At 64.8% G+C, this 20,353-nt stretch carries 20 protein-coding genes; 7 read left to right on the forward strand and 13 right to left on the reverse strand.

The features are described from left to right. Positions 1-2: 2 nt before the first annotated feature. From AC2IR1_RS14820 to AC2IR1_RS14850, 7 genes are all read right to left on the reverse strand, one after another. A complete protein-coding gene (locus AC2IR1_RS14820) occupies positions 3-731 on the reverse strand; it encodes an ABC transporter ATP-binding protein (protein WP_486472741.1) in 729 nt (242 codons plus the stop codon). Continuing rightward, positions 728-1,492, reverse strand: coding sequence for an ABC transporter ATP-binding protein (locus tag AC2IR1_RS14825; RefSeq protein WP_486472742.1), 765 nt, complete (start codon positions 1,490-1,492; stop codon positions 728-730). Before AC2IR1_RS14825 ends, AC2IR1_RS14820 begins: the two co-directional genes overlap by 4 nt. Next, positions 1,489-2,775 carry a branched-chain amino acid ABC transporter permease gene (locus AC2IR1_RS14830; RefSeq protein ID WP_486472743.1) on the reverse strand — a complete coding sequence of 429 codons (1,287 nt, stop codon included), beginning with the start codon at positions 2,773-2,775 and terminating at the stop codon, positions 1,489-1,491. The genes AC2IR1_RS14825 and AC2IR1_RS14830 overlap by 4 nt, the downstream gene beginning before the upstream one ends. A 26-nt stretch (positions 2,776-2,801) precedes the next feature. Further along, complete coding sequence (locus tag AC2IR1_RS14835) at positions 2,802-3,755, reverse strand: branched-chain amino acid ABC transporter permease (RefSeq protein ID WP_486472744.1); 954 nt, start codon at positions 3,753-3,755, stop codon at positions 2,802-2,804. Positions 3,756-3,765: 10 nt separating this feature from the next. Next, positions 3,766-4,701 (reverse strand): SMP-30/gluconolactonase/LRE family protein, encoded by a 936-nt coding sequence (locus AC2IR1_RS14840; protein ID WP_486472745.1) that lies wholly within the window; start codon positions 4,699-4,701, stop codon positions 3,766-3,768. Between the two features lie 73 nt (positions 4,702-4,774). Next, positions 4,775-6,007: a branched-chain amino acid ABC transporter substrate-binding protein gene (locus AC2IR1_RS14845; RefSeq protein ID WP_486472746.1), complete on the reverse strand. Its 1,233-nt coding sequence runs from the start codon at positions 6,005-6,007 to the stop codon at positions 4,775-4,777. 357 nt (positions 6,008-6,364) lie between these two features. Beyond that, positions 6,365-7,105: an SDR family NAD(P)-dependent oxidoreductase gene (locus AC2IR1_RS14850; protein ID WP_486472747.1), complete on the reverse strand. Its 741-nt coding sequence runs from the start codon at positions 7,103-7,105 to the stop codon at positions 6,365-6,367. A 144-nt stretch (positions 7,106-7,249) separates the two neighbouring features. On the opposite strand from AC2IR1_RS14850, the gene AC2IR1_RS14855 reads away from it, so the two are divergent. After that, positions 7,250-8,053: an IclR family transcriptional regulator gene (locus AC2IR1_RS14855; RefSeq protein WP_486472748.1), complete on the forward strand. Its 804-nt coding sequence runs from the start codon at positions 7,250-7,252 to the stop codon at positions 8,051-8,053. Positions 8,054-8,055: 2 nt separating this feature from the next. On the opposite strand, the gene AC2IR1_RS14860 is transcribed toward AC2IR1_RS14855, so the two are convergent. Next, a complete protein-coding gene (locus AC2IR1_RS14860; protein WP_486472749.1) occupies positions 8,056-9,342 on the reverse strand; it encodes an Nramp family divalent metal transporter in 1,287 nt (428 codons plus the stop codon). 224 nt (positions 9,343-9,566) lie between these two features. Here AC2IR1_RS14860 and mntR point away from each other — a divergent pair, with 224 nt between their 5' ends. Further along, complete coding sequence (gene mntR, locus AC2IR1_RS14865) at positions 9,567-10,022, forward strand: manganese-binding transcriptional regulator MntR (protein WP_486472750.1); 456 nt, start codon at positions 9,567-9,569, stop codon at positions 10,020-10,022. A 27-nt stretch (positions 10,023-10,049) separates the two neighbouring features. Here mntR and AC2IR1_RS14870 read toward each other — a convergent pair whose 3' ends face one another. Both AC2IR1_RS14870 and AC2IR1_RS14875 read right to left on the reverse strand, forming a co-directional pair. Beyond that, positions 10,050-10,772: an alpha/beta hydrolase gene (locus AC2IR1_RS14870; protein WP_486472751.1), complete on the reverse strand. Its 723-nt coding sequence runs from the start codon at positions 10,770-10,772 to the stop codon at positions 10,050-10,052. 106 nt (positions 10,773-10,878) lie between these two features. Then, positions 10,879-12,981: a TonB-dependent siderophore receptor gene (locus tag AC2IR1_RS14875; RefSeq protein ID WP_486472752.1), complete on the reverse strand. Its 2,103-nt coding sequence runs from the start codon at positions 12,979-12,981 to the stop codon at positions 10,879-10,881. Between the two features lie 140 nt (positions 12,982-13,121). On the opposite strand from AC2IR1_RS14875, the gene AC2IR1_RS14880 reads away from it, so the two are divergent. Together AC2IR1_RS14880 and arsB are read left to right on the forward strand one after the other, a co-directional pair. Beyond that, complete coding sequence (locus AC2IR1_RS14880) at positions 13,122-14,066, forward strand: helix-turn-helix transcriptional regulator (protein ID WP_486472753.1); 945 nt, start codon at positions 13,122-13,124, stop codon at positions 14,064-14,066. A gap of 194 nt (positions 14,067-14,260) precedes the next feature. Then, the gene (gene arsB, locus AC2IR1_RS14885) at positions 14,261-15,313 is read left to right on the forward strand and encodes an ACR3 family arsenite efflux transporter (protein ID WP_486472754.1); all 1,053 of its coding nucleotides are present in this window, start codon (positions 14,261-14,263) and stop codon (positions 15,311-15,313) included. A gap of 9 nt (positions 15,314-15,322) precedes the next feature. Here the strand turns inward: arsB and AC2IR1_RS14890 are convergent, their stop codons facing one another. Beyond that, positions 15,323-16,507, reverse strand: a complete 1,185-nt coding sequence (locus tag AC2IR1_RS14890; protein WP_486472755.1) for a GAK system CofD-like protein — start codon at positions 16,505-16,507, stop codon at positions 15,323-15,325. Positions 16,508-16,769: 262 nt separating this feature from the next. Beyond that, entirely contained in the window at positions 16,770-16,967 is a 198-nt protein-coding gene (locus AC2IR1_RS14895) for a heavy-metal-associated domain-containing protein (RefSeq protein ID WP_486472756.1), read from the reverse strand. A gap of 196 nt (positions 16,968-17,163) precedes the next feature. Between AC2IR1_RS14895 and cueR the strand changes: the two genes are divergently transcribed. From cueR to AC2IR1_RS14910, 3 genes are all read left to right on the forward strand, one after another. Beyond that, complete coding sequence (gene cueR, locus AC2IR1_RS14900; RefSeq protein ID WP_486472757.1) at positions 17,164-17,562, forward strand: Cu(I)-responsive transcriptional regulator; 399 nt, start codon at positions 17,164-17,166, stop codon at positions 17,560-17,562. A 478-nt stretch (positions 17,563-18,040) separates the two neighbouring features. Further along, positions 18,041-18,481, forward strand: coding sequence for a c-type cytochrome (locus AC2IR1_RS14905; RefSeq protein ID WP_486472758.1), 441 nt, complete (start codon positions 18,041-18,043; stop codon positions 18,479-18,481). Position 18,482: 1 nt separating this feature from the next. Then, a complete protein-coding gene (locus AC2IR1_RS14910) occupies positions 18,483-19,886 on the forward strand; it encodes a multicopper oxidase family protein (RefSeq protein WP_486472759.1) in 1,404 nt (467 codons plus the stop codon). Between the two features lie 78 nt (positions 19,887-19,964). Here the strand turns inward: AC2IR1_RS14910 and AC2IR1_RS14915 are convergent, their stop codons facing one another. Further along, entirely contained in the window at positions 19,965-20,324 is a 360-nt protein-coding gene (locus AC2IR1_RS14915; RefSeq protein ID WP_486472760.1) for an AtuA-related protein, read from the reverse strand. Positions 20,325-20,353 lie beyond the last annotated feature (29 nt).

Consider the following 20,353-nt stretch of genomic DNA (forward strand, 5'->3'; position numbering starts at 1 on the left):
GGTCATACCTCCAGCCATTCGGCGCGCACCTCGGCATTGTCCATCAATGCCTTGGGCGTGCCTTCGAATACGATTTCACCATGGCCCATCACGTAGACCCGGTGAGAGATGTCCAGCGCGATTACCAGCTTTTGCTCCACCAGCAGGATCGAGATCCCCCGGGCCGCGATCTGTTCCAGCAACTCGCCCACGGCGGCGACCATCTTGGGCGCGAGGCCCTCGGTCGGTTCGTCCACCATGATCAGCTCGGGATCGCCGATCAGCGTCCGGCAGATGGTCAGCATCTGCTGTTCCCCGCCCGACAGCGATCCGGCGCGGGTGTCGGCGCGGGTGCGCAGCACCGGGAAGAGGTCATAGATCTCCTCCATCGTCCAACGCCCCTCGCCCTTGGGCTTCAGGCCCAGGACAAGGTTTTCCTTAACCGTCAGCTCGGGGAAGATGTCGCGGCTTTCGGGCACGTAGCCCAGACCCGCATGGGCAATCTGGTGCGGCTTCCTGCCCACCAGGTTCTCGCCCATGAAATCCACCTCGCCCTTGGTCTCGATCGCGCCCATGACCGCCTTCAGCAGGGTCGAGCGCCCTGCCCCGTTGCGGCCCAGAAGCGACACGATCTCGCCCCGGCGAACTTCCATGTCGACGCCGTGCAGGATGTGGCTCTTGCCGTACCAGGCCTGCAGGCCATGGATGCCCAGAAGGGTCTCTGCCTTGATGTCCAGCTCTGGCTTGGTCATGCGGCTTCCCCCTCGCCTGCGGTGCCCAGGTAGGCCTCCTGCACGGCGGGGTTGGCGCGGATCTCTTCCGGGGTGCCGGTGGCGATGATCTGGCCATAGACCAGCACGCTGATCCGGTCGGCCATCTCGAAGATCACACCCATGTCGTGTTCGACCATCAGAAGGCTGCGCCCCTCGGTCACCTGCATGATCAGCTCCAGCGCGGCGGCGGTCTCCGAATGGCTCATCCCCGCCATGGGTTCGTCGAGCAGCAGCGTCTCGGCACCGCTGGCAACGGCCAGCCCCAGCTCCAGCGCGCGCTGTTCGGGATAGGTCAGACTGTCGGCGCGGTGGTTGCGGCGATGCGTCAGGCCCAGCTCGTCCAGCAGGCGGGTGCATTCCGCGTCCACGTCCTTCAGCCGGCCCAGCGGGCGCAGCACCGAATAGCGATGCCCAAGCTTCCACAGGACCGAGCAGCGCAGGTTCTCAAGCACCGTCATCTCGGGGAAAATATTGGTGATCTGAAAAGACCGCGACAGGCCGGCATGGACGATCTCGGCCGGGGATTTCCCCTGGATCTCCTTGCCATGCAGCTTGATGACGCCGCTGGTCGGTTCAATCCGGCCCGAGATCAGGTGGAACAGCGTCGACTTGCCCGCCCCGTTGGGGCCGATCAGCGCATGACGTTCGCCCGCGTGCAGGTCCAGGTTCACGCCCCGGATGATCTCGACCGGGCCGAAGCTTTTCTTCAGATCGCGGATCTCGATGGCATTCGTGGTCATGCTTTCTCTCCCTTCACGCCAAGGCTGTGTCGCAGGCTGGCCAGGCGGTCCAGCAGGGGGCGGATGGCGAAGGCCGCGCCCCCGGCCAGCACGGCGGCCAGCGCCCAGGACAGAACGCCATGGGCGTTCATCGGCAGGCCCAGGATGGAGATCTGCGGCCCAAGCGGCGCGTCCAGCCCGGCGCGGTAGCCCAGTTCGATCAGCATGATGATGCCCGCTAGCGACACCAGTCCAAGGGCACCGATGGCCAGCAGCAGCGGCAGTTGCGGCGCCAGCTTGCCGGCACGGATCATCCGCGCGGCACCGACGATCATCCCGGCCAGACCGCCCGGGGCGACCATGACGACAAAGATGAACAGCAGGCCGAAGTACATCATCCAGGCGGGCGTCAGGTCCGACAGCCAGACCTTCATCAGTCCGATGACGATGGCGCCCAGGACCGGGCCGAAGAAGACCCGCGTGCCGCCGATGTAGGTCATCAGCAGAACCAGGGTCGAGGTGGCAGCCCCCAGTTCGATCACCGTGATGATCTCGAAGTTGATGGCCGCGAGGCTGCCCGCGATACCCGCCACGCCGGCGGCAATCGCATAGGTCCACATCCGCACCCGGCGGGCGGAGAAGCCCAGGAATTCGACCCGTTCGGCATTGTCGCGCACGGCATTCGCCAGAAGGCCAAGCGGCGTGGTGGTGAAGTATTTCAGCCCGACGGCACAAATCACGAACCAGACAGCGACGATAACGTAGATGTCCGTCTGGCTGGCGTAATTCATCCCGAAGCTGGAGCCCAGCTCCATCCGGTCCATCGAGATCCCCTCTTCGGACCCGTAGATATGGGGGAAGATCGCGGCGGCCGCATAGACCAGCTCGGACAGGCCGAGCGTGATCATGGCAAAGGGCATGCCGCCCCGGCCCGACGCCAGCCAGCCACCGAAGATGCCCAGCACGAAGGCGCCGGCGCCCCCGATCAGCGGCAGCAGCGGAAGGGGAAAGTTCCAGCCCGCATCCGCCATGCCCAGCAGGGCGTGGGTGGCGATGAAGCCGCCCAGGCCGAAGAAGGTGGCATGGCCCAGCGACAGCAGGCCGGTCTGGCCCAGCAGCACGTTGTAGCTGAGGGCGAAGATCGCCATCGTGCCGAGGTAGTTCAGGGTCGACATCATGGCCGTGCCGGGGAACAGCATCGGCAGGGTGAAGAGCACCACGACAATCGCGGCCCAGGGCAGCGTCGTAGGCAACAGCTGCTGCACGGCGCCGGGGCGGTCGGTGTTGATCGCATTCATGGTCATAGGTCTTGTCTCCTCTCCTCGCGGCCTCAGCCGCGCTTTCCGACAAGGCCCGCAGGCCGGAAGATCAGCATGACGACCAGCAGCAGGTAGGGAATGACCGGCCCCAGCTGTGCGACGGTCACGCCCCAGGCATCGGTGATGATCGGCCCCAGGAAGGTGGGTGCCTCGGTGACGCCGACCCAGCCGAAGACGTCACTGACCGACAGGTCGATCGCCACGGCGAAGGTCTGGATGAAGCCGATGATCAGCGAGGCGATGAAGGCGCCCGCAAGGCTGCCCAACCCACCCACGACGACGATCACGAACAGGATCGGACCGAGCGCCGCCGCCATCGACGGCTGGGTGACCAGCACCGGCCCGGCGATGACGCCCGCGATACCGGCCAGAGCCGAGCCCACGCCGAAGACCGCCATGAAGACCATGGGCACGTTGTGACCTAGCATTGACACCATCTCGGGGTGGGTCAGCGAAGCTTTCACGATCAGGCCGACGCGGGTCTTGGTCAGCAGCAGCCAGAGGCCGGCGAAGATTGCGACCGCGACGACCAGCATGAAGACGCGGAAGGCGGGATAGCCGGTGCCGAAGATCTCGAAGGCGGTGAAGTCCAGCGCCGCGGGCACGCGGAAGTTCTGGCTCGACCGGCCCCAGATCATCTGCACGGCCTCTTCGATGACGAAGGCCAGGCCGAAGGTGAAGAGCAACTCACCCAGGTGGCCAAACTTGTGCACCCGCCGCAGCCCGTATCGCTCGACCAGCGCGCCCAGCAAGCCGACGATCAGCGGCGCCAGCACCAGCGCCGGGAAGAACCCGATGTCCTTGGAAATCTCGTAGCCCAGGTAGGCGCCGATCATGAAGAAGCTGGCATGGGCGAAGTTCAGCACGCCCATCATCGAGAAGATCAGTGTCAGGCCCGAAGCCAGCAGGAACAGCAGCATGCCGTAAAGGACGCTGTTCAGGATCGAGAAGGAAATGACATCCATGCCCATGTGATCAAAGCCCCGAGAAGTTAGGTTTCAGACCCGGCCGCGGCCAGTCCATGGCGATCAGCTGGCCAGAGCCGGACAGCGTGATGTAGGCGGTCTTCATGTCCGGCCCGCCAAAGGCGATGTTGGTAGTGAAGGCGTCGGGAGTGATGACCGTCTCGACCTCCTTGCCCTCGGGCGAGATGACCGAGATGCACCCAGGCGTCAGGCCGGCGCAGCAGATGTTGCCGCATTCCTCGACCGCCAGGCTATCGTAGCGGCGGAAGCCCTCCAGCTGGGCCAGCACGGCGGCGCCCGGTTCGAAGGGACTGGGCTTCTCGATCTCGCCGGGGCCGGTGATCGCATAGCTGTAAAGACGGCCGCTTTCGGTGTCCGCCACGTAGACGGTCTTTTCATCCGGGCTGAGGCCCACACCATTGGCGGTGGTGATCGGCCAGGCGATCTCGCAGGCGTAAGAACCGTCGGGCTTGCCGTAGTAGAGACCCCCGTGGAGGAAGCTGCGCGGGGTGCGGGTGCCGTGGTCGGTGAACCACAGCCCACCGTCGCGGTCGACGACGATGTCATTGGGCATCAGAAGGTCATGGCCCTCGATGGTGCGGTACAGCTCGGTGACTTCGCCGGTTTCCAGGTCCACCCGCTCGATCCGGCCGCCGCTGAAATCGGGGTTGCCACCGACGGGTTGGGTCACGCCGCCCGGGTCGCCCCAGGCAAAGCCATCGCCGTTGTTGCAGATGTAAAGCGCGCCATCGGCGCCCACGGCGGCGCCGTTCGGGGCGCCCTCCATCTGCACCAGCACCTCCCTGGTGCCGTCGGGGGACACGGCAGTCAGGCAGCGGTTCTTGATCTCGCAGACGATCACGCGGCCGTCCGGCAGGACGACGGGACCTTCGGGAAACCCGAGGCCCTCGGTGACGACGCGATAGGGATAGGAATTCTTGGTCATGGCAGTCTCGCAGGGAACCGGAGGGACGTTGGGGAGGCGGCGCGCCGCCTCCCCGCCTGATCGGAGGGGAAGATCAGGGACGATCCATTTCGCAGGTCGACGGCAGGGTGATCTCCGCCGCCGGGATGAGGGCAACATTGGTCCAGCCCCAGCCGGTCCCTTCCTCGTCCAGTTCACCTTCACCCTTCGGCTCGAATTTGGATACGGCCATCTGCGTCAGCAGCTGGTGATCCTCTGCGCGAGAGGTCGCCTGTGCCCCGAAGATGGTCTCGAACTGCGCCCCTTCGAGCGCGGCAACCAGGGCATCGACGTCATTGCTGCCCGCCTTGGCCGCCGCTTCGGACAGCGCGCGCAGCGCCGAGGTATCCCCCGGGAAGGGGCTGGCAGAGATGCCGGAGGCCTCGCGGAACGCGACCTCATGCGCCTGCAGCGCCGCGTCCTGGATCCCGGCGTCACCATCAAAGACGGAGTAGACCAGCCCATCCAGCCCGGCCTGGGCAATCGCCGTCGGCGCACCCGGACCGGTGGAGAAGAACGTGTACCATTCTGCGTCCAGACCACCTTCGCCGGCTGCCTTCAGCACGAGCGCCAGGTCAGCGCCCCAGTCAGAGGTAATGACCGCCTGCGCGCCAGAGGAACGGATCTTGGCGATATAGGGTGCAAAATCGGTGATCTTCTGCAGCGGGTGGGTGTCATCGCCCACCCACTCGATATCCGGCCGCGCCTCGCCCACCATGTCGATGAAGGCCTGTCGGCTCGTCTGCCCGGAAGATCCTTCCGCGTTGAGCAGGAACACCTTGGTGATGTCGGGACGGTCCTTCAGGTAGGTCGCCAGCCCGGCAGTCTTTGCATAGGCATTCAGCACCCAGGAGAAGCTGTAGTAGCTGCACTTTTCACCGGTGATCGCCGGATCGTGGCTCGCCCCATCGAAGACGATGACCCTGTTGTCCGGATTGCGGCGGTTATGCTTCCTGACGAAATCCACGAGCGCAAAGGTATTGGACGACGACACGCTGGTCTGCAGGATCGTTGCGCCGGCATCGATCGCCTTTTGCGCCTGGATCGCGGTTTCCTGCGGGGACATCTTGTTGTCGAAGGTCAGGATCTCGATCTGCTCGCCGTTCAGGCCGCCTTCGGCGTTCACCTCGTCCACGGCATAGCGCAGGACCTTCTCGATACGTTCGGTCACCATCGCGGCCGGCCCGGAGAAGGGATCGATCATCGCAAACTTGAAGGTCTCCGCCATCGCACCGGTCGCCGACCAGATCGCCAAGGCAGAGGTGAAAAGGATCTTGGGTGCTTTCATGGACATTCCTCCCTGAAGGCAAAGCTGTCCCACCCCGCTTGCGCGGGCTGCCGGCTCCACGCCGGACCAGCAATGCCGTAAACTCTCCTCCTGCGGGCCACTCCCGCCGGAACCACTGACCGCCGCTGCCCTGGGCTGGGGCAGAGCGGCCTGTTTCCCGTGATTACACAAATGCCAAATGTGGGATCTGACAGTCAACTTCGGCAGTCCGCATGATGGACTATCAGATCCGTGAAAGGGCGTTTTTTGAGAGACCCCAAGAGCAATCCATGTGTTTATTGATCTATATCAATGACATCATGGAAATACGCTTAACCACAAAAAGTTTGCCAAACGGACTTTAAACTCACCCGAAGGTCAATAGGTCGCCCGCCCGCCCGAAAGATCGAACACCGCCCCCGAACAGAACGAACATTCCTCGCTCGCCATGAAAGCAATCATCGCCGCGCACTCCTCCACGGTACCGAATCGTCCCTGGGGAATCCTGGACAGCGAAAACTCCACCTGCTCGGGTGGCAACTGCTGCATCAGGGGTGTGTTGATCAGCCCCGGCGCGATAACGTTTGCGCGCACCCCGGTCGCAGCCAGCTCCTTGCCCAGCGACTTGATGAAACCGATGATACCCGCCTTCGCGGCAGAATAGCTGGAGGCGTTGGGATTGCCCTCCTTCCCCGCAACGGAGGCAACCGCGATGATCCGCCCCCGATCCCGCGCCACCATATCCTCAAGCACGGAACGCGCGCAGAGGAACACACCCCCCAGGTGAATATCGACCACCCGGCGCCAACTTTCGTACGGATGCCCCAGGACGGGCCGGGTCTCCCCCGTGATGCCAGCGGCCGTCACCATGACGTCAACCGCACCGCAAACCTCCCGGGTACGAACCGCCGCGGCCTCGACCGAGGCCTCATCACTGACATCCACATCGAGGCCGATCGCATCCCCAGGCAAGGTGCCGGCAGCCGCCTGAGCCCCCGCCAAATCCCAGACAACCACCCGCGCGCCCTCTTCGGCCAGCCGCTCCGCGACCGCACGGCCGATCCCGCGGGATCCCCCGGTCACCACCGCCACCTGACCCTCAAATCGACGAAAGTTCATAGCGAAGTTCCTCCAATAGTCCGCATGTCAAACTGACCTTGCGCCCAAGACAACGACAATTGTCAAACATTAACAGACACGACCCTTTCCACATGCGAGGATCGACCATATACATGTCCGCATACCGGACCTATCGGAGCTCACATGGGCGAGACATCGACAAAAGCAGAGTCGGCCCCCAGGGAAGACAGGGGCAGCAAGAGCCAGGTCGTGGAACGCACCTGCGCCATCCTGAGAGAGGTCGCACGCCACGGCCCCCGTGGTGCCCGGCTGATCGACGTGACACGCTCCACGGGGTTGAGCCGCCCGTCGGCCCACCGGATCCTCGGGACCCTCGTGTCCGAAAAGTTCGTGCGCCGGACCCCGGACCGCCGGTATCAGCTCGCCCCACTGATGCATGAACTCGGCCTCAGTGCCCCCAGCCCAGTTGGTGATCCGGAGGCCCTGCGCCCCCTGATCCAGCGCCTCGCGGACGAGACCGGGGACACCGCATACCTGGCCATGCGGCAGGGCGATTACGCCCACTACCTCCTGCGATGCGAAGGCGCCTACCCGATCCGCACCCATGTCGTCAGCGCCAGCCAGAGCCGCCCCCTTGTCTCCACCCATTGCGGACGCGCCTTGCTCGCCGCCATGCCGGAGGAGGATTCGGAAGACATCATCCTGCGCGCCCAGGGCGACGCGGCACTGTTTCTGGGCGCCACCCCCGACTCCCTGAGGGATGAGGTCGATTTCACGCGGGAGCGCGGCTTTGGCTGGGCACAGGACGTGACTTTCACCGGCATTACCGGGTTGACCGTCGCGGTCCCGAACCCGGTCGGCCTGCCCTTTCTGGCGATCTCCATCTCGTCGATCTCCCAACGGCTGTCCTATGCGCGCGCGATGGACCTCCTCCCGGTACTGCAGCGAACCGCACAGGACGTCTCCGACAGGTTGCAGGCAGGGTAAGCTCAGTCAGCCAGGAAGGGGATGGGCAGGCCGAAGGTCTGGGCGAGCAACACGAAGTTCAGGCCCAGCACGAGGACCGCGCCGAGGATCGACAACAGCCGGATCACGGGTCCGACCGCGAAGTCGCCCATGATGTCGCGTCGGGCAGAGAAGATGATGAGGGCGATCATCGGCACCGGCAGCGCGATCGACAACACGACCTGAGACATGACCAGCGCATCGGTCGCGTTGTAGCCCAGCCCCACGACCGCGAAAGCTGGAGCCATGGTGACCAGCCGACGCAGCCAGATCGGCACGCGCACCCGCAGGAAGCCCTGCATGATCATCTGCCCCGCCATGGTCCCGACGACCGAGCTCGACACCCCCGAAGTGATCAGCGAAACGAGGAAGACGGCCGCAGCGGCGGATCCCAGAAGCGGGGTCAGCAGGTGATAGGCCGTCTCGATCTCGGCCACTTCGCTGTGCCCCTGGTGGAACGCGGAGGCAGCCATCATCACCATGGCCATGTTGACCAGCCCCGCAACGGCCAGGGCAACCACGACCTCGACATTCGAGAACCCCAGGACGCGCCGACGATCACCATCGTTGCGCATCACCGCCCGAGACTGCGTCAGACCGGAATGTAGGTAGACCGCGTGCGGCATCACCGTGGCCCCGATGATCCCCACAGCAATGGTCAGCGCCGTTGCATCGGGCATCCGCGGGGTCACAAGCCCGCTCAGCGCCTGATCCCAGGCGATGGGAGCCAGGAAAACTTCCCCGAGGTAGCAAAGCCCGATGATCCCAACCATCGCCCCGATGATCAGCTCCATCGGCCGGAACCCCTGACGTTCGAAAACGAGGATCCCATAGGTCACGATGGCGGTCACGACCATGCCCCAGAGCAACGGAATATCAAACAGTAGGGCCAGACCTATGGCACCGCCCAGGAACTCCGCCAGGTCGGTCGCCATGGCCGCGATCTCGCTCACGCCCCACATGCCCCAGACGACAGGACGGGGGAAGTGATCCCGCGACATCTCCGCCAGGTTCTTGCCGGTGACGATCCCCAGCCGCGCCGATAGGGCCTGAAACAGCATCGCGATCAGGTTGGCCAGCAGGACGACCCAAAGCAGCATGTAGCCATAGCCCGCACCAGCCTGGATGTTCGTCGCGTAGTTCCCCGGATCGACATAGGCGATGGAGGCGATGACGGCCGGCCCGACGAACAGCAGCCGCCCAAACAGTCCTCGCCGGTTCCCGGAGAGGACGGCGGACATGCCCTGGCGCGTGCGATCGGTAATGTTCATCAGGCTCTCCGGACGGGACTCGCTGAAATATAGCCTTGGCTACATTCTGTGCAACAGGGCATATAGGTCCGGCACACCCCGTGCCAACCCGCGGCCTGTCAAAGATGCGTTCACGCCCCATCGCAGGCAAAATCCAGCCTAGGCTACATTGATTTCCGCGGCTTAAATGTGCTAACCTGAAGCCTCGCCCAGCACCACTTTGGACGAGCACGACGGGAGGATAAATGACCGAATCCGCATCAGAAGAACCGGTCACGCCTGCCCAGGCGACACCGGCCGAACTGGCCGATCGCTTTGCCCGCACGAGAGAGGCCCAGGCCCGTGCAATCCTTGAAGACTACGTGGAAATGATCGGCGATCTGATCGCCTCTCACGGTGAGGCGCGCGTTGCCGACATCGCCGCGCGCATGGGCGTTGCGCATCCGACGGCCACCAAGGCCGTGGCCCGGCTCAAGCGTGAAGGCCTGGCGACATCACGCCCCTACCGTGGCGTCTTCCTGACCGATGCCGGGCGGGAACTGTCGGAGTTTGTCCGAGCACGCCACCGGACCGTCGTCGATCTTCTGATCGCGGTCGGCGTCCCTGCGGAAACGGCAGAGGTCGATGCAGAGGGGATCGAACACCACGTTTCGCCTGACACCCTGCGCGCCTTCGAAGCCCACCTCGCCCGGGGCACCTGACAGCCCCCAGGCGAAACACCCCCGCCCTCAGAGCCAGAGAAATCGCACCGCTTCTGCCAGGAAAGGTGTGACAGAGGCCCCGTGCGTCGCCCCTTCATAGGTCACCAGACGGGCGCCGGTTTTCCCTGCCATACGCCTGGCACGGCCGAACATGTCCCGCGCCCGCAGCCGCTCCAACCGGTCAAGCGGCTGCACGCCCGCGCCTTCCGCATCAGGATCTTCCAGCGCGCCGAGGGTGATCAGCAATCGTGGCGCGGCATCCCCGGACCGGGCAAAGTACCAGTCAGGATCGGTCCAGATGGAGGGGCTTCCAGCCGCGAAATGGGAAAAGCAGAGGCTGTTCGAAATCGCCATCCGCAGGGTGAAGGCGCCGCCGAAACTATGCCCAAGCATCAGCTTGCGGGCCTGGTTCACCGGATGCAGCCCTTCGATCAGCGGCAGCAGCTGCCGCGTTACGAATTGCAGCGTATCCTCTCGATGCCCCTCCTCCGATGCAGGCTGCACCAGATCGCGCCCGCGTCGCTCCATGTCCACCAGATCGGGCGTGGGCCAACCGACACCGACGACGATGGTCGGCCCGGCACCATTTTCGCGTTGAAGCCGCAGCGCGTCGCAGAGCGTTCCGAAGGTCCAGCCGGCGTCGATGGCACAGATCAGGCCGTAGCCACCCGTCGGGACGGGGCCGTCCGGCACGGAGAGCAGGATGCGAAACACCTCTCCGCCCGGTGTCGTCATATCAAACTGCGTCACGCCCCGGGGGCTCCAGGGCGTGACAGGTGGCAGATCCGTCGAAAACGGTTCGTTGCGGGAAAGGCGGTCAGTCATCGTCTTCAGGGCGAACGCCCTCCCCTGGGCTTCAGAATTCCTTCGTCAGCGCAACGTTGAAGGTACGCGGGGCACCGCGGAAGTTGAACACGGTCGTGCCACCGACACGGGTATAGTAGGCCTCGTCGAAGACGTTATCGACCCCCATCCGCAGCGTCATGCCATCCGCGATCTCTTTCTTCGCAAGCAGGTCCACCACCTGGTAGGCCGGCGCCACCACACCTTTGGAAGAGAAGCTGGACATCGCCGTGATACGGCCGCCGAAGCTCCAACCGGTCAGCGGACCGCTATCGACATCATAGAGCGCCTGAATCTTGAACATGTGTTCCGGCGTGTAGGTGGAGAAGGTGTCCCCTTCGCTGTCACCGTTCAGGTACTCGGTGTGGGTGTAGGTGTAGCCACCCGCGAGGTGCCAGTTCTCACCGACCTCCCCCGAAAGCTCCAGTTCCAGACCGCGCGAACGCACCTTTTCCTCGGCCTCGTAGTAGCTGGTCCCGGTCACGGAGACAGGGCGGTTCACCTCCGTCAGGTCGAACAGCGCGGCCGAGGCGTTGATGCCATAACCAAGTTGCGCCTTCACGCCCACTTCGTACTGCTGCCCTTCGATCGGATCGAGCAGGTTGCCGTTCACATCCAGCTCCGACTGCGGAATGAAGATCTCGGAGTAGCTGGCGTAGAGCGTCGCATCAGGCGTGATGTCGTAGGTCAGACCGGCAAAGGGAGTGACCTGGGCATCGACATCGTAGTCCTCGACCGAAGTGTCGCCGGAGGTAATCGTCGTCTCGGTGACCGTCCCGTCGTACCAGCTGAGCCGCGCGCCCCCGATCAGGGTCAGCGCCTGGTTCGGCGACAGCCGCAGTTGGGAGTAGAGCCCGCGGGACGTCGTTTCCGTGTCGGTCTTGGTGGAATAGGTCACGTCCGGTTCATCCACGGCGGAGCTGTCCCAATCGTCCAGATCCCAGGTGCCCGTAACGGACCCGCGCGCCTGGTACATCGTGCTGTCGACCTTCTGCCAGTCTGCGCCGACGATCGCGGCACCATCCCAGCTGCCGAACTGCAGCGGGATTTCCGCATGCAGGTCCAGCGCAAGGCTGTCCTGATCGAAATCACGGGCGAGCCAGGAAATCTTGGAAATCTGATTGTCGGAATCCGCCGTGCTGCCGGAATAGCCGTAAAGCATATTGGCCGACTGGTTCGACTGGCGCAGCGATGCCTTCAGGCGGGTGCCATTGTCGAAGTAGTGCTCTGCGCTCAGAACGACATCAGTCGTCTCGTTCTCGAAGTTGTTCCAGTCCAGAACAGTCGTCGCGTCGCTGTCCAGCCACAGCAGATCGCCATTCTCATCGGTCGGCAGGCCGTTGTAGGGGACGATATCGCGTTCCATGTGGCTGACGGAGAAGGTCAGCTGGGTGTCAGGCGTCACGTCCCAGGCAACGGTGCCGTAAAGCGAAGTGACACCGTTCTCGACGCCATCGACGAAGTTGTCGCCATCGCCATAAGCCGCGACAAAGCGGCCGCGCAGGGTGCCATCCTCGTTCAGCTTGCCGGAGATATCGAACTCGCCACGCACCTGTCCATCGCTGTCGAGAGAGGTGCTCGCATAGCCCGTCGTTTCCGTCGCGGTGGCCTGCTTCAGGCGCATGTTGATCGAGCCTGCGGGTTCGCCGGTGCCGATGAACAGCCCGTTCGGCCCCTTCAGCACCTCCACGTGGTCGACGATCGAAAGGTCGGGCTGGGTGCCGTAGATGGAGCTGACAGGCGCCGGCAGGCCATCGAAGTAGAGATAGTCGAACTCGTAACCTCGAGAGAAGATCGAGGACCGGCCGACGTTGTTGTTCAGGATCATGATGCCCGGCGTATCTGCCAGCGCCTCCTCCAGCGCGGTGTAACCGCCATCTTCGATCTGTTCGCTGGTCACCACCGAAGTCGACTGCGGCACCTGGCGCGGTGTCATCGTCGCCTTTTCCCCGACGGAAACGAGGTTGGTCGTGTAGCTATCCGAATCCTCGGTCTCGTAGCTCGAACCATCCACCTGGATCGCCGGCAGGACGATATCCTCCGCAAATGCGGGCCCGGCCAGAGTGGTTGAAGCGAAGAGAGCCATGCGGAGCGAGGTGCGCGTGAAGGCATTCATGAGGTCTGTCCCTGACTATCCCGAATTTCTGACTTTTTTAGTCGATAAAAGCTCTGTAAGGTCTCGACCAGCCATGGACCTTCTGCCAAACGCCAAAAACCTCATCCAAAACGCCAAAGATGGAAGGGTGACCGGCGGTCATGGGACAGATTCGCATTTCTGATGTGGCAGAACGCCTGGCAACGCCCGGGCAGGATTTCGGTGCCACCCTGCCCCTCGACCGGGTCGTCATGCGCGGCGCGCGCGCAGGCGCCAGGACGGCCTCGGGCTTTACCGTCAACCTCCACGATTCCCGGGCCGAGGAAGATTTCGAAACCCGGAACCTGCGCCCGGCCAACATCGTCCTTCACCTCGTCCTGTCGGGCCAGGTCGAAGCGACCGTTGCCGGTGCCCCGCTCGACATGTCGCGGGAAGACGGGCAACCGGCCCGACTGCTTCTTTCTGCCCTTGATCAGCCGTCGGAGTTTCGCCGGAGGGTGCGGCGGGGTCAGAAGCTCACCAAGGTCACCGTCGTGCTCGACTGGGACTGGCTCGCCGCGCGCGGTGTCGCCAGGGAAGCGGTCCTGCGTGGGCAGTCGCAGCGGATCGCGCAATGGACGGCCAGCGCCGATGACGTGATCCACGCCGAACGGCTCTTTGCCCTGCGCGCGGCCGGGGATGGGGCGCAGGTCGCCCTGCAATTCGCTTCGGAAGCCCTGGGGATGTCCCTCGTCCAGCATGCGATGGAGGGGATCCTGTCGCAGGATGATGGGCTCAGCGCCCACCAGCGTGACCAGCTGCGCAGGGCCGAACGGCTTGCCGCAATGCCCGGCCCCCTCCCCACCCTGCCCCAGGTGGCCGCCGCCGTGGGCACCTCCGTCTCCTCGCTTCGCAGGCTGTTCGAAAGGGGCTGCGGGCAGACCGTTCTGGACCGGCTGCGCGACCTGAAGATCGACCTCGCGGCAGAGGCCCTGCGCGAAGGCGCCTCCGTCGCAGAGGCGGCCCATATCGCGGGCTACGCCAGCCCCGCTGCCTTTGCGACAGCCTTTCGTCGCAAGAAGGGCGTCTCTCCCTCTCGCTATGCCGGCGGGCAAAACGGCAGCTGACCCTCCCCGCACGCGCGGATCGCCGTACTGGCCCCTGCCTCGCTTGACGCAGGGCACGGCACCACTTACCGAAAAACGGCTCGGACACTCCGGACCACCGCACCGATTGCGGCCCGGCCCGACCGGCATCATCACGGGGACGACATCTCCCGCCTGCATGCTGCGCCCTGATGGCCAACGACCGGAGAGACACGATGACCGCACCCACCGCCACGCCGCCCGAACCGCTGGGCCGTTTCGAAAGGCTGCTGACCCTGTGGGTTGCGCTTGCCATGGCGGGCGGCATCCTGATCGGCCTGCTTGCCCCCGGGCTGGTGCAGGCCGTCGCCGCGGCCGAAGTCGCCTCGATCAACCTGGTGGTCGCGGTACTGATCTGGGCCATGGTCTACCCGATGATGGTCAACGTCGACTTCGGCGCCGTGGCCGGGGTTGCACGCCAGCCCCGGGGACTTCTGGTTACGCTCGTTGTGAACTGGCTGGTGAAGCCTTTCACCATGGCCCTGCTCGCGGTGCTCTTCTTCGACCACGTCTTCGCCCCATGGATTTCGCCGGATGATGCGGCACAATACATCGCCGGCCTGATCCTTCTGGGCGCGGCACCCTGCACAGCCATGGTCTTCGTCTGGTCGCAACTCACCCGTGGGGATGCGACCTATACCCTCGTGCAGGTCTCGGTGAACGATCTCATCATGGTAGTCGTCTTTGCCCCCATTGTCGCCTTCCTGCTGGGGGTCACGGAAATCTCCGTTCCCTGGAGCACGCTGGTCCTTGCCACCCTGCTCTACGTCGTCCTGCCCCTCGTCGCAGGGCTGATCACCCGCCGCATTCTGGCGAGCCCCGCCGCGATCGAAGCCTTCTCGGCGCGGATCAAGCCCTTATCGATGATCGGGCTCATCGCGACCGTCGCGATCCTATTCGGCCTGCAGGGAGAGGTGATCCTGTCCCGCCCGCTGGTGATCGCGCTCATCGCGATCCCGATCCTGATCCAGAGCTACGGCATCTTCGCCCTGGCCTACGGCGCAGCCTTCCTGCTCAGGGTGCCGCACCGCATCGCCGCGCCCTGCGCAATGATCGGCACGTCGAATTTCTTCGAACTCGCGGTCGCCGTGGCGATCTCCCTCTTCGGGCTGAACTCCGGCGCGGCCCTGGCCACCGTCGTGGGCGTGCTGGTGGAGGTGCCGGTGATGCTTTCCCTGGTGGCCTTTGCCAACCGCACCCGCGCCCGTTTCCCCGAAGACGCCAACTGACGCGGCCCCTCAGGTGAGGGAGACCAGCATCCGGGCGACCGCTGTGGCATCGTACTTCTGTACATCTGTCTGCTTCAGCGGCAATCGAATGCAGGGGATCCCGAAGCTTTCGGTCACGGCCGCGCAGGCCGCCTCCGGCACGCTCCGATCACACAGGACATGGGTCATCAGCCGCGCAACCGGCACGTCGTCCCCGGCATCCCGCTGCAGCGGCGTCAGGATCGCGGCCACCTGCGCCGTCAGGTCATGGCCCATGGCCTCGGGATCCTCGCCAAGTGACGGCAGGTAGACCTTGGGCACCCGGCGGGCGGCGATTGCCCGGCCCACACCCGCGGGCAGAAGGTTGGCGATGACACTGGAATAGAGACTGCCCGGCGGATAGCAGATGACCTCTGACCGCTCGATCATCTGGCGGTTCCGCGCCTCCAGCTGGACAGAGGCCGGCGTGCACTCGGTCCCGCCACCATCGCTCAGGAAACAGCGCCTGATCGGGCTGGCCAGCGGCGGCCCTTCTTTCCCGCTGATTTCCCTCTGTCCGATCACCCGAGAGCCATCCGCCAGCTCCACACCAAGCTGCAGGTTCTCATCCACGATCGCACGGACGATTCCGCGCACGTCGACCATCTTCGACATCAGGAACAGCACCGGCTCCAGAGCGCGCCCATGGCTCAGGTATCCGCCTGCAAGGATCAGGTTGCCGATACTGGCATTGCGATAGTCGAAACTGTCGGGCACCTCGGCCAGGAAGGCCTGAAGCTGTTCCTGGATCAGCTGCCGCATCGGTTTCGGAATGACCGCAATCAGCGGATGCCCCCCCTGCGCCATGTCCTCCACCGCCGTCCGCAGCTCTGCCTGATCGCCCGTTTTCGGCATGCGGTGGGAAAACAGCGCATATATGTCCGGCTGTCCCAGCACCGTCTCATCCGCCAGCGCCATCAGCCGCGACCGCAGATCCCCCACGGCGGGCATGTCGAAAACCTCCCGCAGGACCTGGCTGCTGCCGCCGCTGTCGAAGGGGGTGATCAGATGCATGGAGTTGAAGGTGTACCGCTTCAACCGGCGTGAAATACCGTTCAGGGCGGAGCCCCCGCTGAAGAACAGGATCCGTGGCCCCAGGTGGGGCGCGCTTTCCGCACGGGCGACCCGCAGGTCATCGGGCAGCCGCAGGGCGCGCTCTACGGTAATCGTGGTCATTCAGGGGCCTTCGGTTCACACGGTCCCCGCAGGGAGGCTCCGGCCTGTTCGGATCGGAGGATCAGGGGAGCCCAGCCCGCATGCCAGGTCAAGTGGGCGGCCGCTTCACGCAGGCCCCAGGCAAGACCCCGCGCCTCTGCGCTAAGCACTTCCCCAGTTGCTTCGCCCCGCGCCCCGGGCGGCGAAAGACGAAAGCCCCGCCATGGATCTCCACGACGGGGCCGCTTGAGTGTTGCCCCCGGATAGCGGGGGAGCCCTCCGTTCAGGCCGGGACGGGCTCGTAACCTGCGGTGCGGATCGATTGCAGAACCGCCTGAATGTTGGAAGTGCCGGAAATCTTCACGGTCTTGGCCGTCAGATCGCAGGTGGCGCTGGCCGAAGGGTCGGCTGATGCGACCGCCTTTTCGATCGTGGAAACGCAGTGGCCACAGCTCATGTCTTCTACCTTGTAGAGGCTCATCTCGGACTCCTTGGTTCGTTTGACAACCGATCAGGTAAGGTCTCCCCCCGCTGGAGGGTCAAGAGCGACCGCCGATGCACCCATGACTTTCTCCCGCCAACTTCCCCCCGACACCGCAAGGTTTCCAGGGCGCGCAGCTGCCCCTTGACCCTCCAGCAGCTGGAACCTTTATATGACATACGAAAGGAGCAGGCTAATGAATATCGGACAGGCTGCAAAACAGACCGGGCTCACCGTCAAGACGATCCGTTACTACGAAGAGATCGGTCTGATAGAGCCTGATCGCGCCGAAAACGGCTACCGTGACTTCGGCGACCGCCAGATCACCCGCTTGCGCATGCTGGCGCAGGCGCGCCACCTTGGTTTCGGGCTGGAAGAATGCCGGCGCCTGCTGGAACTGAACGCGGATGAAACCCGTGCAAGCCGCGACGTCAGGGCTCTGGCTATGCGCAACCTCGAAGCCGTGCAGGCCCGGATCAGCCAGCTGCAGGACCTCGAAGCGCAGTTGCAATCGCTGATCGGGCAATGCCACGGCGACGACACCCCGCATTGCGCCATCCTCGACAACCTCGCCCGTCCCGTCGACCCGCATTGACGGACCGATCTGGCGGCAATCAGGCAGAACTCTTCCAATGGCCATGGCAGGGAAACAAAACGTGCGGCTGTTTCTGACGCTCGTGATGACAGTCCTCATCGCCTGGACGCTGGCGTCCGGGGCAGCCGTCGCGCACCAGGGCCATCACCGCGGCACCTGCCCTGAGTGCCCCGGGATGACACATGTCATACCCGAGATGGCCGAGGCGGATCAAAGCCACGGGATGCCCTCATCGCACCGGGACTGCCAACATGGCGCCGCCTGCGCCCTTTACGTCCTGAGCAGTGCTCCCGGCGTTCCGGAGATAACTTTGCCCGGATCGCAGGCGAAGGTGCCCGCCCCCGACGCAGGCCTGCCGTCGTTTCCTCCTGCCACGATCCTGCCCCCACCCCGCGCCTGAACGCATCCAATTTCACCGGCGGAGACCTCCGCCCGGATGCGACCACGCGGCCCCGGCCGCGCCTTTCAGGATATCGACATGAAAAAGTTCCTCCCCGCCCTGGCCATTGCCGCCGCCGCGGTTGCAGGCGGCAGCTGGTACCTGGCCCGGTCCGGCACGACCGGCACACCGGCCCCTGCTACGACACCTGCCCAAGGTGACGCCATCGTCCAGATCACGCTTCCCGAAAGCCTCGGCCCACAGGCGCAGATGGGGCAACGCACCTTCGACGCCGTCTGCGCTGCTTGCCACGGTCAGAATGCCACAGGCCGCATGGGGTTCGGCCCGCCACTGGTCCACAAGATCTACGAACTCTCGCACCACGGCGACATCGCCTTCCAGATGGCCGTTCAGAACGGGGTAAGATCCCACCATTGGAAGTTCGGCGACATGCCCCCGCAAACGGGCCTGACCCGGGCGGACGTCGCCGATATCGTCGCCTACATCCGGGCGCTGCAACGTGCCAACGGGATCGACTGACATGCCCAGGAACCTTTCCCGCCGCGCCTTCTGCGCCGGCGTTGCAGGGGCCGCCGGGGCCCTTGCCCTGCCGGCCCGCGCGGCCTCCCCGCGCGCCCTGACCGCCCGTGTCTCACAGGCGCAGATCGCGCCGCCCTCCTTCCCCAGAACCGAGGTCTGGGCCTACGACGGACAATTGCCGGGGCCGGTGCTGCGCCTGCCGCAGGGCGGTCGCCTGACACGCCGCCTCGTCAACGAACTGCCGGTCCCGACCTCGATCCACTGGCATGGCATTCGCATCGACAACGCGATGGACGGTGTCGCAGGGCTGACACAGGACGCGGTGTCGCCCGGCGCCACCTTCGACTACGATTTCACCCTGCCGGATGCCGGGACCTACTGGTACCACGCCCATACCAACTCCATGGAACAGGTCGCCCGCGGCCTCGCCGGCGCGCTGATCGTCGAGGAACCTGCCCTGCCGGACGTTGACCGGGACGAAGTACTCCTGCTTGACGACTGGCTGCTTGATCCCGCCGACGCCCAGTTTTCCCTGCCCTTCGGCCTGCCGATGAGCCTCAGCCACGGCGGACGTCTGGGCAATCTGACCGGCGCCAACGGGGTCTACAACCTGTCCCTCCCCGTGCAACGGAACCAGCGGATACGCCTGCGCCTGATCAACGGCGCCAACGCGCGCATCTTCGTCCTGGGCCTGCAGGGGCTGACGGGATGGCAAATTGCCCTGGACGGCATGCCCCTGCCCGTGGTTGAGCCGGTGACCTCCCGCCTCGTGCTTGCCCCGGCACAGCGGATCGACCTGATTGTCGACGTCACGGCGCCCGCAGGCACCGAAGCCGCCCTGCTCAACCTCGGCCAGGACGGGGAGTGGCGCGCCCAGGTCAGGTTCCCGGTCAGCGACCAACCGCGCAGCTCCGACACTGGGACGAAACGGCCACCACCTGCCCCGCTGCCCCCAAACCCCCGCATGACGCCGCCCGAATTGACCGGCGCCAGATCCCTTGATCTGAGGATGGAGGGTGGCGCCATGGGGCGGCTCTCTTCCGCGCGGTACAGGGGGCGGGAGATGACTTTTGGAGAGATTGCGCGGCAGGGTCAGTTCTGGGCGCTCTCGGGTCAGGTCGGCCTTACCGAGACCCCGCTTGTCCGGCTGGCGCGAGGGGAGGCATTGCGCCTGCGCCTGATCAACGACACCGCCTTCGCACATGCCATGCACCTGCACGGAATGCACTTCCGCGAAGTCCTCCCCGACGGCCGCTTCGGCCCGCTCCGGGACACGATCCTCAGCATCCCGGGCGCTCCGGTGGAAATCGCGTTCACCGCGGACAATCCCGGCAAATGGCTCCTGCATTGTCACATGCTGGCCCATGCCGCCGCAGGGATGAGCACCTGGATAGAGGTCGCCTGATGCCCTGCCTCACAGTCAAAACGCGAAAAGCCCCGGAAGAACTCCGGGGCTTTTAAGCACGTGGCCTCAAGGGAACACCTAGGTCCCGGCGCGCAGGGGCACGCCCTTCCCCGCCTGGACAGGGTGATCCGCGTCATCGGGGCGCTGCAATTCAAGGTCCAGCATCACGCCGGACAAGGTCTTGCCATGCCGGTCCAAGCGCAGGGAAATCGTGACCCCACCCGCCAGCGCCTTGCGCAGAACGAAGTTCAGCGCGCCGAGGTGCGGCAGGCAATAGCGCTCCACCTCCCCCTGGACGATCCCGCCAAAGTGTTTCCTCACCACCTCTCGGGTCAGCGCCTTTTCAAGGAAAGGGTAATCGGCAAGATCGTAGGCGATCACAGAAATGCAGGAGTCATTGCCCTTGTCGCCTGCGCGCGCATGCGCAATGTCAAGCAAGCGCACCCGTCCGGGGGAAGAACCCGGTC

The sequence above is a fragment of the Pseudooceanicola sp. NS-SX8 genome, from assembly GCF_057380755.1.